We start from the raw sequence: 14,031 nt of genomic DNA on the forward strand, positions 1-14,031 counted from the left end.
CATGCCCGCTCATCTCTATCGCCACGCACGGATCTTCACCTCCGCCCCACGCCCTTGGGCCGATGCGCTCGTTGTCGTGGGCGACCGGCTCGCCTACGTCGGCGACGAGGCCACCGCGGCACGCGTCGCCGGACCGGACGCCCTGATCCACGACCTCGACGGCGCGACCGTCCTCCCCGGATTCGTCGACGGCCACGCGCACGTGGTCGGCACCGGCGAGGCGGCGGCCCAGGTGAATCTCTGGGGCGCCAACACGGTGGAGGAGATCCAGCGGCGCATCCGGACGTGGGCGGAGCAGAACCCCGACGCACCCCGGGTGCCGGCCACCGGATGGAAGCACGGCGACATACCGGGCGGCACCCCCGATCGCGGCATGCTCGACGCCGTCGTCGCCGACCGGCCCGTCTACGCGCAGGCCTACGACTTCCATTCGATCTGGCTGAACTCGGCGGCCCTCGCCGAGGCCGGCATCGACGACACCACGGCCTCGCCGCCGGGCGGAACGGTCCACCGGGACGAGCGGGGCGCGGCCACCGGCCTCGTCGACGAGACCGCGATGCACCAGCTCGTGTGGCCGGTGCTCGACCGCTTCGCCACCGACTCCGACCGCGACGAGGCCCTCGCGACCGTCCTCACGGCGTACGCCGAGTCCGGGATCGTCGGTTCGACCGACATGGCGCTCGGCGAGGACGACTACGCGGCGATGCGCCGGGCCGACGCGGCGGGCACGCTGACCACGCGCATCGCCGGCTTCTGGCGCGTCCAGCCCACCGGCGACGAGACCGGGAACCTCGCCCAGGTCGCGCGCGCCGTCGAACTCGCCACCCACGCCTCGACCCCGTACCTGCGCGTGACCGGCATCAAGGTCATGGTCGACGGAACCGTCGACGGGTGCACCGCGTCGCTCGGCGAGCCCTACACCAACGGCACCAAGGCCGACCCGATCTGGAGCCTCGCCGAACTCGCGCCGGTGGTCGCCGCCGCGGACGCGGCCGGCCTCCAGGTCGCCATGCACGCCATCGGCGACGAGGCGACCCGGGTCGCGATCGGCGCTGTCGAGCAGGCCGTCGCGCTCAACGGCCCCAAGGAGCGGCGCCACCGCATAGAGCACCTCGAAGTCGTCGACGCCGCCGACATCGACCGCCTGGCCGCGCTCGGCATCACGGCGAGCATGCAGCCCGTGCACGCCGATCCCGCCATACAGGAGAACTGGCGGCGCGTGCTCGGCGACGAGCGGGCCGACCGCGGTTTCCCGTGGCCCGAGATGACCGACGCCGGTGCCACCCTCGTCCTCGGCACCGATTCGCCCACGTCGCCGCACGCGCCGCTGCCCAACATGTTCATCGCGGCGACCCGGCGTTCGGCACTGGACCCGTCGCTGCCCGCCAACATCCCGCACTACGCCCTGCCGCTGGCGGACGCCATCGTGCACGCCACGCGCGACGCCGCCTGGGCGAGCCGCTCCGAGCACCTGCACGGCCGACTCGCCGAGGGGCTGTACGCCGACTTCATCGTTCTCGACCGGGACATCTTCGCCCGGCCGGTCGAGGAACTGCTCGAGACGCGAGTGCTGCGGACCGTCGTGGGCGGTCGCGTGGTGCACCCGGCGCAGCCAGGGGGAGACCGATGAGCGAGGCGATCACGACGACACCGACCCCCGCGCCGTCGGAGCGGGCGAAGCCGAAGCGACGGCCCCCCGGCGCGCTGCTGCGCTTCGTCGCCACGCGCGTCATGGGCCTGGCGGTGACCCTGGTCATCGCGAGCCTGGTCGTCTTCGGCGCGCTCTACGCCGCGCCCGGCAACCCGCTCACCTATCTCACCCACGGGCGCACCATGAGCCCCGAGGCGATCGCCTCGATCAAGGCCGAGTACCACCTCGACGACCCCGTCTGGCAGCAGTACCTGAGGTGGCTGGGCGGCGTGCTGCACGGCGACTTCGGCACATCGATCATCTACAACCAGCCGGTGGCGACGCTGGTGGGCAACCGGGCCTCCGCGACCCTGCTGCTCGTCGTCATGGCCGCGACGATCGTCCTGGTGGTCGGCCTGGCCATCGGCACGCTCACCGGCCTCAAGCCCGGTTGGCTGTCCCGGTCCGCCATGGCCGGCGCGACGGCCGTCATGGCGGTACCGACCTCCGTCGGAGCGGTCGTACTGATCATCGTCTTCGCCGTGGACCTGGAGTGGTTCCCGGTGTTCGGCGCAGGCGGCCCCGGCTTCGACGGGGTCTACCACACGGTCCTTCCGTCGCTCGCGCTCGCGCTCGCCTCCGTCGCGTTCGTCGCACGGCTCGCCCAGACCGCGATCCGGCAGGAGCTGTCGGCCGACCACGTGCAGACGGCGATCAGCCGCGGACTGCCCCGCGGGGCCGTCGTCCGCAGACACGTCATCCGCAACGCCGCGATGCCGGTGCTCACCGTCGCGGGTCTCACGATCGCGGGCCTCATCGCCGGCAGCGTCGTCGTCGAGCAGGTCTTCCAGCTCGGCGGGCTCGGCCAGTTCCTCGTGAGTTCGGTGCAGCAGAAGGACTTCCCCGTCGTCCAGGCGATCTGCCTGCTGTACGTCGCCGCCTTCATCGTGCTGAACACCCTCATCGACATCGCCTACACACTGCTCGACCCACGCGTGTCGATCGGGAAGAAGGACTCATGAGCACGACAGCAGAGGTGCGCCGCCTCGGAGCCCGTAAGGTCCTCCGGCGCACGACCGGTCTCACCGGTGCCGTCGGCCTCTCCGGCCGGGTGGCGCTCGCCGTCTTCGGACTCGTCGTCTGCTTCGCCGTCCTCGCACCCCTCCTCGCCCCGCACGATCCCAACGCCGTCGACCTCTCCGGCGCGTACCGGGGTTCGGGCGGCGAGCACCTGCTGGGGACCGACGCGAACGGGCGGGACCTGCTCTCCCGCCTCATCCACGGCTCGCGGACCGCGCTGATCGGACCGTTCCTCGTCGTGGCGATCTCGACGCTCCTCGGGTCGCTCCTCGCGCTCGCGGCCGTGTGGTTCGGCGGCTGGTTCGACCAGATGGTGGTGCGCGTCGTCGACGCCGTGTTCGCCTTCCCCGGTCTGCTGCTCGCGATCCTGGCGACCGCCCTCTTCGGATCCGGCCTGGAGGCCGCCGTCGTGGCGCTGTCCATCGCCTACGTCCCCTACATCGCGCGGATCGTCCGGAGCGCGGCGCTGCGCGAGCGCTCGCTCCCGTACATCGCGGCACTGAGCGTCCAGGGCGTCCACGGCCTGCGGATCACACTGCGGCACATCCTGCCCAACGTCGGCGGGCTGATCGTCGCCAACGCCACCCTCGCCTTCGGCTTCGCCCTGATGGACCTCGCCGGCCTCTCGTTCATCGGCCTCGGCATGCAGCCGCCGACGTCGGACTGGGGCGCGATGGTCGGCACCGGCATGGCCGGTGTGCTGCAACAGCACCCGCAGGAGGCGCTGTTCGCCAGCGCGCTCATCGTCGTCACCGTCGGTGCCGTGAACACGCTCGGCGACCGGCTCACGGAACGCTGGGAGGCACGCTCGTGAACGCACTGCTCGAAGTCGACGGCCTGACCGTCCGGCTGCCCGTCGCGGGCGAGTCCCGCACCGTGCTGCGCGACGTCTCGTTCTCGCTCGACGCCGGAAGCACCATCGGCCTGGTCGGCGAGTCCGGTTCGGGCAAGTCGATGACGGTGCGCACCGTCGCACGCCTGCTGCCCGACGGCGCGGACGTCCGGGGCAGCGTCCGCTTCGACGGCGCCGAGGTCTTCGGCCTGCGCGCCGACGCCCTGCGGTCCTACCGGGCCAACGACGTCGCGATGATCTTCCAGGACGCCCGGGCCCACACCAACCCCGTACGCACCATCGGTGACTTCCTCACCGAGGCGCTGCGTACCAACGACCGGATGCGCAAGCCCGCGGCGCTGGGGCGCGCCGAGGAGCTGCTCGCCGAGGTCGGGATCGGGGACCCGGAGCGCCGGCTGCGGCAGTACCCGCACGAGCTCTCCGGCGGCCTGCTGCAACGCGTGATGATCGCCGCCGCGGTCGCCGCGCGGCCACGGCTCATCCTCGCCGACGAGCCGACGACCGCGCTCGACGTCACCACCCAGGCCGAGGTGATGGCGATCCTCGGGCGCATGCGCCGCGAGTACGGCATGGCGATGCTCTTCATCACCCACGACCTGGAGCTCGCCGGCGCCGTGTGCGACGAGACGATCGTGCTGTACGCCGGCCAGGTCATGGAGCGCCAGGCGTCGACCCGGCTGCACGAGGACCCGCTCCACCCGTACACCGCCGCACTGGTGCAGGCACGGCCCGAGATCGACCGACGCGTCGACCGGCTGCCCGTCATCACCGGTCACCCGACGACCGCCTACGAGGCCCCGGACGGCTGCGCGTTCGCGCCCCGCTGCCACTTCGCGCAGGAGCGGTGCGGGGCGGGCGTACCGCCTCTGCTGCGGATCGGTCCCTCGGAGACCCGGTGCGTCCGGATGCCCGCCCTGCGCGGCCGGATGGAGAGCGAGAACGCCGACTCCCTTTCGAACGAGGAGGTCACGCGATGACCGAACCGCTGCTCGTGGTCGAGCACCTGACCAAGACGTTCGGCCGGGGGCGCACCGAGGCGACCGCGGTCGCCGACGTGAGCTTCGCCCTGGCCCCGGGCGGTGCCCTCGGCATCGTCGGTGAATCCGGCTCCGGCAAGACGACGACGGCGCGGATGATCATCGGCCTGGAGCGTCCCTCCGGGGGCCGCATCCTCTTCCGGGGCGAGGACCGCACCCAGCCGGCGCGTTCCGCTCGGAGCCGCCGCGAGCGGGGCCGGGACATCCAGATCGTCTTCCAGGACCCGTACACCTCGCTCGACCGGCGGCAGCGCATCGGTGACTGCCTCGCGGAGGTCGTCGGCGTGCACTCCCGGCTCGGCCGGGACGAGACCCGGAAGCGGGTGAGCGAACTCGCCGAGCTCGTCGGGCTCGACGACCGGCAGCTCGCGGCCCTGCCGAGGTCCCTCTCCGGCGGGCAGCGCCAGCGCGTCGCCATCGCCCGCGCTCTCGCCGCCGATCCGGACGTCCTCATCCTCGACGAGGCCGTGTCCGCGCTGGACGTCTCGATCCAGGCGCAGATCCTCAACCTGCTGTCGGACATCCGGCAGCGACGCGGCGTGAGCTACCTCTTCATCAGCCACGATCTCGGCGTCATCCGTCAGGTCACCGACGACACGATCGTCATGCGCCACGGCGCCGTCGTCGAGCAAGGGCCCACCGCCGACGTGCTCGACAACCCCCAGCACCCCTACACCCGCCTGTTGCGCGACAGCGTCCCCCGCGGCGGGTGGGACCCCGAAGCCCTCACCGCCAGACAGTGAACAGGAGTTCCGCAATGTACTCTCCCCGCCCCCGCGGACGGACGAAGGCGCTCGCAGCCGTCGTCGCGGCCGCCCTGGCGCTGGCCGGCTGCTCCGCAGGCACGTCCGGCACCGGCGCGTCCGGCTCCTCCGACGCACTGACGACCCTCACGCCGGCCGGCTCGGGCACGGTCGACAAGATCACCTGGAACGTCTTCCAGGGCGAGCCGCAGACCGTCGACCCGTTCCACGCGGCCGACTACACGCCGAACATGATCAACTCGAACATGTGCGAGACCCTGTTCGCCCAGACGCCCGACTTCAAGATCAAGCCCAATCTGGCGACCTCGTACACGAACCCCGATCCGAAGACCTGGGTCTACAAGCTCCGCGACGACGTCACCTTCTGGGACGGCTCGCCGATGACCGCCGACGACGTCGCGTGGAGCATGAACCACAACCTGACGGACAAGACGAGCTTCTACGGCTATCTGTACCGGAACGTCGCCTCGATCACGAAGACCGGCACAGCCGAGGTGACCGTCAAGCTCAAGGCGCCCGACTACCTCTTCAACGACGAGCTGGCGAGCTACGCCGGTGTCGTCGTCCAGAAGAAGTTCTACGAGCGGCACGGCGACAAGGTCGGCACGCCGGGCGTCGGCGTCATGTGCACCGGTCCCTACAAGTTCGCCAAGTGGACGCAGGGGCAGTCGATCAGCGCGAGCCGCTACGACGGCTACTGGAACAAGGAGCTGCCGCTGAAGGTGAAGCACATCGACTTCACCTTCCTGACCGACGACTCCGCGATCACCTCCGGCCTGCTCTCGGGCCAGATCGACGGCACGTACGGCCCGCCGACGGCCGGCCTGTCCCAGCTGCGGGCGTCGTCGGCCGGCAAGCTCTACTCGGGCCCCGCGCCGCTGGCCGTCACGCTCGTGGTCGCGAACGACAAGGGCGCCATGGGCAACGCCGACGTGCGCAAGGCGCTCCAGATGGCCATCGACTGGAAGGGCATCGGACAGCAGGTCTACGGCGGTGAGGGCTCCCCCGCCTCGCTCCAGACCGTCCCGGCCGTCTACGGCTTCGCGAAGGACGAGCTGACGAAGTACGCCGACTCGGTCAAGACCGACGGCACCCCGAAGATCGACGCGGCGAAGAAGCTGCTCGCCGGCGTTCCGGCCGATGTGAAGGCGAAGCAGATCAGCCTCGTGGTGCCGCAGCAGGCGGAGACGCAGCAGCTCGGCGTCGGCATCAAGGACGCGGCCGACAGGATGGGCCTGAAGTTCAAGCTCAACGTCGTCCCCGCGACAGGCTATTCGAACTACCTCTACGACCCGGCTACGCGCGGCGACACCGACCTGCTGTACACGCAGTTCTGGCCGAACATCCCGAACCCGCTCGACTGGCTGGGCATCACCGCGGTGTCCGGCGGCTCCTTCAACCAGTCCGGCTACAAGGGCGTCGACGACCTCTACGCGAAGGCCGTCGGTGAGAAGGACGACAAGGCCCGCGCCCAACTGGTCGTGCAGATGGAGAAGAAGCTGCACGACGAGATGACACCGATGCTCTCCGGCATCCAGCTGACGAACGACGTGTGGCTCGGCAGCAGGATCACCGGGGCGCCCGCGGCGTTCGACTACGTCTACTACCCGTGGGCGGCGCACCTCGCCGGAACCGGCAAGTAGTCCGCACCGGATCGCGCACGGCACGGGGCCCCGCGCGGCGTCCACCCGAAAGGGGTGACGCCCCGCGGGGCCTTCGCGGTCAGCGCACGTCGTAGGCGCGGGTGACCGTCTGGCGGACGGAGTTGCCGTTCGCGTCCGTCAGTTCGGCCCGCAGGGTGACCTGCTTGCCGGCGGCGGCCGCGTGGTCCACGGTCGCGGTCCACGTGCCGTTCTGCTGCGCGACCGGGGCCTCGGCCCAGGTCGCGCCGCCGTCGTACGAGTACGAGAGGGTGGCGGAGACGAGGGCGGCGGGGGTGTAGCCGCCGTGGCCGGTCGCGGTCAGGGTGATCTTCTGACCGGCCTCGGCCGCGAGGGTCTTGGCGCCGTCCTCGGGCAGCCCGTAGCGGGGGAAGAGGAGCGGGACGGCCTGCGAGTAGACGTTCTCGTCACGCGCGGAGCGGAACCGCCAGACGGTGTCGACCGAGGTCGACCGCTGCCAGACCTTGGCCGGCGCACCGAACTTCTCTATGAACTGTTCGAGTTCGTACGTGCCTTCCTGCGCCGGGACGTCGAAGACGCCGTAGGGGTACATGGAGCTGCCGATCTGCTGCCCGTTGTGCCGCAGGCGGAGGTTGCCGATGTCCCCGAAGGAGCCCTGCTCGGCGTGGTGGGTGCCGTCGCCCCACATCGCGGCGGCGAAGCCGATCAGATCGCCCTGGCGTTCGGCGGCGAGCATCGGCTTCCCAGCGGCGTCGATCGGCGCGCGCGGGGAGATCACGCCGTCGTACCAGCGGTCGTCGCGCTGCTCTCCCTGCTGGTACGTGCGCGGCGCGGCGACCATGAACTCGCCCCAGGGGAAGCTGCTGGAGAGGTAGCGCTGCCAGGTGGTGTCGCCGGGGGTGTAGAACTCGGTCCGGGCGCCGGGCACCGCGACGCTCTCGAAGGGCACCAACACCTGCCGGCCGTCGGGCCGGCCCGCGAGCGCGAAGTCGACGTAGTCGGCGGCGACGCCCATCGAACGGAACGTCGACCGGCTCCGGCCGAGGCGGTCGTCGTCGACCCGGTACGTCCGCTCCTCGTCGATCTCACCGCGGTGGGGGAACGCGAGGGTGTAGACGTACGGGCTCTTCGCGGTGGCCTTCCAGCGAATGGTGACCGGCCCGGCCGCCAGCCGGTCCAGCAGGGCTTGGCCTTCGGCGGACTCGACGGCGAGGACCGGGAGGTCCGTGTTGGTGGTGTTGATCGCCGGGAGCCAGCGGCCGGGGTCGGAGTGGTAGGCGAGGACGGCCTTGGCGCCGGCGGCCTTGGCGTCGCGGGCCTGCGAGGTGACGGCCGTCTGGCCGTCGGCGATCCGGACCAGGGCGATCTTGCCCCGGACACCGGCGGCCGCGAGTTCCTCGGCCGTGCCGGACTTGGCGTCGACGATCGGCGTCTCGCCCGTCCCGTCAAGGTTGGCCGAGGTGGTCGTGGCGGTGACGGGGTGCAGGCTCTCGCCCCCGACGACGGCGAACTCGGAGATCAGCGGCGCCGCGGCACGCCAGTAGCTGGCGAACTCGAAGCCACCGTCGCGCGCCTCGCCCTCGACGGAGGCGTAGTAGCCGCGGACGGCGCGCCCGCCGGAGAGGGTTCCGGCGTGCGTCCAGGTGGCGTCCCAGGAGCGTGCGAACGTCAGCGTCCCGCTGCGGACCTCGGTGGGTCGGTCGGTGCGGACCGACAGCTTGTGGGCCTTGCGGGCGTCGAGGACGACGGTGGTGTCCTTCGTCAGCTCGATCTGCGGGCGCCCGAGGTACGTGATCGAGTCGGCCAGCTTGGCGTTCTCGCCGGCGTCCGGGGTGACGACGTAGCTGGACAGGAAGTAGCTTCCGGCGCGCAGCCGGTACGTCTGCTCCGTCGCGCCCGCGTTGGTGCGGCGCTCGCCGGTGGCGGTGTCGGTGCTGACGACGTCCAGCGAGGAGGCGCCGGACGCCGGCCGGCCGAGCCGGTCGATCGTCCTCACCCGCAGGGTGACGGTGCGCGGCTCCACGTAGAGGGAGAACGGCGTGGAGACGCTGACGCCGTCGGCGGTGGCGAGGACGCGGCCGGTGACATCGCCGTACTGGCCGGGCTCCAGCCGTGCGGCGGGATTCAGCGCGAGCGGGACCTCGACGGTGGCTCCGGCGGGGACGGTGACGCTGCTCGCGCCGAGGCGCGCGACCGGCGAGTCGATCTCCGTGCCGTCGTTACCGGTGACGCGCCGGACCGCGAGGTCCAGCTTCACCGGCCGGTCGCCGGTGTTGGTGTACGGGACGGCGACCGTGGTGCGGTCGTCGGCGGCCTGCGGCCAGGCGAAGGAGCCGCCCTGGACGGCCGGGGCGCCGAGCACCGTCGCGTCGACGGCCGCCTTGACGTCGAGCCGGCCGCCGCCGGTCTCGCGGGCGTCGCCGGGGACGGCGGCCTTCGCCGAGGAGACGAGGGCAGCCTTGATCTGCCGGGGCGTCCAGTTGGGGTGCCGCTGCTTGACGACGGCGGCCGCGCCCGCGACGTGCGGGGTTGCCATCGACGTACCGGACATCGACCGGTACGCGTACACCCCGCGGCCGCCCGCCGCGGCGGCGGAGATGGCTACGCCGGGTGCGGCGATCTCGGGCTTGAGGGTGTGCGAGACGCGGGCCGGGCCGCGGCTGGAGAACGGGGCGGTGGAGTCGTCGCGGTCGACGGCGCCGACGGTGAGGACGCTCGGGGCGCAGCCGGGCGAGGAGACGCTGTTGAGCCCCGGGCCGGTGTTCCCGGCGGCGACCACGAACAACGTGTCCGTGGACCGGGCGAGTTGCTCCGTGGCGGCGCTCATCGGGTCGGTGCAGTCGGTCGGAGCCGGGTTGCCGAGGCTCATCGAGACGACGTCGGCGCCCTGGGCGACGGCCCACTCCATGCCCGCGATGATCCAGGACGTGGCTCCGGAGCCGCCGTCGTTGAGGACCTTGCCGTTGAGCAGCTCGGCGCCCGGTGCGACACCCTTCTTCTTCCCGTCGCTCGCCGCGCCCGAGCCGCCCACGGTGGAGATCGTGTGGGTGCCGTGGCCCTGTCGGTCCGTGGCGTCGGAGGAGTCGGTGAAGTTGTGGGAAGCGGTGATCCGGCCCTTCAGGTCCGGGTGTTCGGCGTCGGCGCCGGTGTCGAGGACGGCGACCTTGGTGCCCTTGCCGTCGTAGCCGGCGGCCCAGGCCTCGGGGGCGCGCACCTGCTTCGTCGAACGCTCCAGGGTGGCCTCGACCTTGCGGTCCAGCCAGACCTTCCGGACGTCGGCGCCGGAGCGCGAGCGGGCCGAGGTGATGTCGGCCCAGAAGGCGGCGGCGTTCTTCTTGTCGGCCTTCAGCGCCACGCCGTGGGCCGCCTTCAGCACCTGGCCGCGGGCGGCGCCGCGCGGCGAGGCCGGGACGGCGCGGGCGACGTCGACGGAGGAGTCGTAGACGGCGATCAGCGGCAGGGCCGTGGTGCGGGAGTCGTCGTAGCCCTGCCGGATCAGGCCGGTCACGTTGAAGAGTTCCTCGTCGACCCGGCCCGCGGCGAGCGGCCCGGCGGCGCCTTCGGGGTACACGTACAGGTCCCGGCCGGTCTGCCGGGTCTCGAGCAGCGGGACGGTGCCGTCCTCGCGCGGCAGCGCCGTGGCGGCGGCGCGCCCGGAGCGGTCCGTGGTCACCAGGACGCGGTCGCCGGTGACCAGAGTGACCGTCACGGGCCGGCCCGTGCCCGGTGCGGCCGCCTGCGTGCCGACGAGCGGTCTGTCGCCGGACGCGCCGGGCCCTGGTGAGGCGGCCACGGACGGCGTCAGCGCGGTGACGGCCAGGACGGCGGCGGTCGCCGCCCCCAGGGCCGTACGCGATATCGGGCGCATCGTTCTCCCTCGGTGATTTCTGGTGGGGTGGCGACACCTTGGCAAAGGAGACCGGTGGCGCGGAACAGCAGCCGCGGGCGGGAAGGTGCCGCGGCTGTTTTCCGCCACGGGGGTGGTGGAAGGAAACCCTCCGGAAAGGGGGTCCCCGTGCTCGGAGCCATTGGACTCGACGACACACAGGAGGCGGCGTACCGCGGCCTCGTCCGGCTGGGCGGCGCCGACGAGGCCGATCTCGCGCGCCGGCTCGCGCTCAGCGAGACGACCGTCACGGCTGCGCTGCGCCGCCTCGAGGAGCAGGGCCTCGCCGCACGGCCCCGTGCGGGGCACTGGGTACCGGCCCCGCCCGGGGTCGCCCTGGGCGCGCTGCTCACCCGGCAGCGGCAGGTCCTGGACGACGCCGAACGGACGGCCAGGCTGCTCGCGGACACCTACCGCACGGAGACGGCGGAGCCCGCCGTGCACGACCTGGTGGAGGTGGTGACGGGAGCGAGCGCGGTCTCGCACCGCTTCCTCCAGTTGCAGATGGGCGCGGTGGACGAGCTGTGCGTCCTGGTCACCGGCACACCGGTCGCCGTCACCCCGATGGAGAACCCGGTCGAGGACGCGGCCGTGGCCCGCGGCGTCTCCTACCGTGTCGTCCTGGAACGCGATGCCCTGGCGCTGCCGGGCCAGCTCTCCGAACTGGCCGTGGGACTCGGCCGCCGGCAGGAGGTCCGGCTGGTCGAGCAGGTCCCGACCAAGCTGGTGGTCGCCGACCGCACCCTGGCGCTGGTCCCGCTCGGCGGTCACGGCTCCGAACCCGCCGCGCTGGTGATCCACGCGAGCGGACTGCTCGAGCTGCTGATGGGCCTGTTCGAGCGGGTCTGGCGGAAGGCGCTGCCGCTGCGGCTCGGCAGCGGCGGGGAGTTGATCGAGCACGAGCCCGCGGGGCCCGACGAGACGGACCTCAGGATCCTCGCCCTGCTCCTGGTCGGCATGACCGACGCGAGCATCGCCAAGCAGCTGCGGCTCGGCCTGCGCACCGTGAAGCGGCGGGTGAAGGGAATGATGGACCTGGCGGGCGGCACCACCCGGATCCAACTGGGCTGGCACGCCTACGAACTCGGCTGGATCACCGGCCCGCCCCCGGCCCCCTGAGCACCCGTACGACTGCCGCGACCGCTTCTGCGGGGCCCGAACCTGGCACGTTGATGGCCGGCGGGCGCGCCTGACCATGGGAGACTGAGGGCATGGCAGGGGCAGGGGAGTTCGAGCCGGAGTCGGAGCGCGTCACGCGGCAGCTCCGCGACGAGATTCTCGACGGCGTGCGCGAACCCGGGAGCAAGCTCGTCGAGCGTGATCTCGCGGCGCAGCTGGGCGTGAGCCGGGTACCCGTGCGCGACGCGCTGCGGGTGCTCGTGGCCGAGGGACTCGTGACGCCGAGGCCGCGGACCTGGGCGGTCGTCCGGGAGTTCACGTCCACGGACATCGCGGACCTCACCGAGGTCCGCGCCGCCCTGGAGGTGCTGACCTTCCGCCTCGCCGCGCAGCGGCGTCAGCGCGCCGACCTGGAGCGGCTGCGCGCGACCCTGGACGAGGAGCTGGCGGCCGCCCGGGCGGGCGACGCCGTGCGCGCCCGGCGCGCGGCGGCGGACTTCCACGAGACGGTCACGTCGATGGCCGCCAACGAGCTGCTGAGCGAGCTCGAGAACACCTGGCGCAGCCGGATGCGTTGGCTGCTGGGGCAGCACGACGACCATCTGACCATGGCGCAGGACCACGAGGCGCTGTACCGGGCCATCGCGGACCGGGACGTCGCGGCCGTCGAGAAACTGGTCGTCCAGCACCTGGAGACCAGCCGGCGCGCGATCGCCGACCACCGCGGGTAGTCCGCTCGGGCCCGCCGCGCCCCGCGTACGCGCACGACCGCCCGGCGTCACCAGGACGCCGGGCGGTCGTGCGCGGGGCGCGGATTTAGCCGCGCACCACGGCCAGCCGGTCGGCGACGACCACGCCGTCGTGCAGGACGGTGCGGTCGGTGCCGCGGTCCATCACCGCGGCGGTCGGCGTCTCGCCGTCGACCAGGAGCAGGTCGGCGCGGTCGCCGACGGCCACACCGGGCCGGTCGGCGACGCCGGCGAGCCGGGCGACGTCGTGGTCCATGATCGCGGCGCCGCCGATGGTGGCGACGGCCAGCGACATCTCGATCAGATCGTCCCGGCGGAAGTTGTTCGTGAAGGCCAGCTGCCAGGTCCGGTCGAGCATGTCGCAGTTGCCGTACGGGCTCCAGTAGTCCCGCTGGCCGTCCTCGCCCAGGCCCAGCCGGACGCCCGCCTCCGTCAGCGCCGCCGGCGACAGCTGGCCGCGGTCCGGCGGCGCCACGGTGGCCATCGCGATGTCCAGCTCGGCGAAGTCGTCGATGATCCGGCGGCTCACCGACTCGGAGATCGAGCCCAGCTCGTACGCGTGGGACATGGTGACCTTGCCCTGCATCCCCAGGGCCCGGGTGCGTTCGAGCACCAGGTCGGTGGAGAACACCCCGAGGTGCCCCGGCTCGTGCAGGTGGATGTCGACCTCGACCTGGTACTTCTCGGCCAGCCCGAACACGACGTCCAGATGCCCCTTGGGGTCCTGGTCGAGCGAACAGGGATCGATGCCGCCCATCACCTCCGCGCCCGCCTTCAGCGAGGCCTCGAGCAGGTCGGCGGTGCCCTTCTCGCGGAGGATGCCGGCCTGCGGGAACGTCATGATCTGGACGTCCGCCAGTGCTGCGAACCGCTCCTTCGCGGCCACCACGGCGTCGAACTTCTCGAGCTTGCAGTCCACGTCCACCTGGGCGTACGTCCGCACCCGGGTGGTGCCGCGGGCGATCATCCGCTCCAGCGTGCCGGCCACCCGCTCCGGGAGCGGGACCTCGGCCGTGCGCCAGTTCTCCCGGTCGTTGAGCATCATCGTCCAGACGCCGGGGCCGCCGGTGTGCGGCCGGAACGGCAGCCCGATCCGGGTCGAGTCCAGGTGCACGTGCACGTCGCTGAACGACGGCAGCAGCAGCCGGCCCCGCCCTTCGACCACCTCGCCTACCGGCGCGGCGGCCGGGTCGTGCGGCCGGATCGCGGCGATCCGGCCGTCGGACACCTCGACGTCACTGCGCGCGCCGCCCCAGGGGCGGACGTCACGGATCAACACGGTTGTCACCTT

The 14,031-nt window shown here is 72.3% G+C and carries 10 protein-coding genes; 8 read left to right on the forward strand and 2 right to left on the reverse strand.

The features are described 5' to 3' along the window. Position 1 precedes the first annotated feature (1 nt). From R2D22_RS32425 to R2D22_RS32450, 6 genes are read left to right on the forward strand one after another with little or no spacing between them, the layout of a single operon-like run. Positions 2–1,630, forward strand: coding sequence for an amidohydrolase (locus R2D22_RS32425; RefSeq protein WP_318108605.1), 1,629 nt, complete (start codon positions 2–4; stop codon positions 1,628–1,630). After that, on the forward strand, positions 1,627–2,652 hold the full coding sequence (locus R2D22_RS32430) for an ABC transporter permease (protein WP_318108606.1): 1,026 nt from the start codon (positions 1,627–1,629) through the stop codon (positions 2,650–2,652). Before R2D22_RS32425 ends, R2D22_RS32430 begins: the two co-directional genes overlap by 4 nt. Continuing rightward, positions 2,649–3,524, forward strand: a complete 876-nt coding sequence (locus R2D22_RS32435; RefSeq protein WP_318108607.1) for an ABC transporter permease — start codon at positions 2,649–2,651, stop codon at positions 3,522–3,524. Before R2D22_RS32430 ends, R2D22_RS32435 begins: the two co-directional genes overlap by 4 nt. Next, positions 3,521–4,540 carry an ABC transporter ATP-binding protein gene (locus R2D22_RS32440; protein ID WP_318108608.1) on the forward strand — a complete coding sequence of 340 codons (1,020 nt, stop codon included), beginning with the start codon at positions 3,521–3,523 and terminating at the stop codon, positions 4,538–4,540. The genes R2D22_RS32435 and R2D22_RS32440 overlap by 4 nt, the downstream gene beginning before the upstream one ends. Further along, positions 4,537–5,343, forward strand: coding sequence for an ABC transporter ATP-binding protein (locus tag R2D22_RS32445; protein WP_318108609.1), 807 nt, complete (start codon positions 4,537–4,539; stop codon positions 5,341–5,343). Before R2D22_RS32440 ends, R2D22_RS32445 begins: the two co-directional genes overlap by 4 nt. A gap of 14 nt (positions 5,344–5,357) precedes the next feature. Further along, entirely contained in the window at positions 5,358–7,007 is a 1,650-nt protein-coding gene (locus R2D22_RS32450; protein ID WP_318108610.1) for an ABC transporter substrate-binding protein, read from the forward strand. Positions 7,008–7,086: 79 nt separating this feature from the next. On the opposite strand, the gene R2D22_RS32455 is transcribed toward R2D22_RS32450, so the two are convergent. Continuing rightward, positions 7,087–10,854, reverse strand: a complete 3,768-nt coding sequence (locus tag R2D22_RS32455) for a S8 family peptidase (RefSeq protein WP_318108611.1) — start codon at positions 10,852–10,854, stop codon at positions 7,087–7,089. A gap of 147 nt (positions 10,855–11,001) precedes the next feature. Between R2D22_RS32455 and R2D22_RS32460 the strand changes: the two genes are divergently transcribed. Both R2D22_RS32460 and R2D22_RS32465 read left to right on the forward strand, forming a co-directional pair. Then, positions 11,002–11,991 (forward strand): winged helix-turn-helix transcriptional regulator, encoded by a 990-nt coding sequence (locus tag R2D22_RS32460; protein WP_318108613.1) that lies wholly within the window; start codon positions 11,002–11,004, stop codon positions 11,989–11,991. 92 nt (positions 11,992–12,083) lie between these two features. Beyond that, entirely contained in the window at positions 12,084–12,722 is a 639-nt protein-coding gene (locus R2D22_RS32465) for a GntR family transcriptional regulator (RefSeq protein WP_318108614.1), read from the forward strand. Positions 12,723–12,807: 85 nt separating this feature from the next. On the opposite strand, the gene R2D22_RS32470 is transcribed toward R2D22_RS32465, so the two are convergent. Next, positions 12,808–14,019: an amidohydrolase family protein gene (locus R2D22_RS32470; protein ID WP_318108615.1), complete on the reverse strand. Its 1,212-nt coding sequence runs from the start codon at positions 14,017–14,019 to the stop codon at positions 12,808–12,810. Between the last annotated feature and the right edge of the window lie 12 nt (positions 14,020–14,031).

The organism is Streptomyces sp. HUAS YS2 (assembly GCF_033343995.1).
In the GTDB taxonomy this organism is placed as follows: Bacteria; Actinomycetota; Actinomycetes; order Streptomycetales; family Streptomycetaceae; genus Streptomyces; species Streptomyces solicathayae.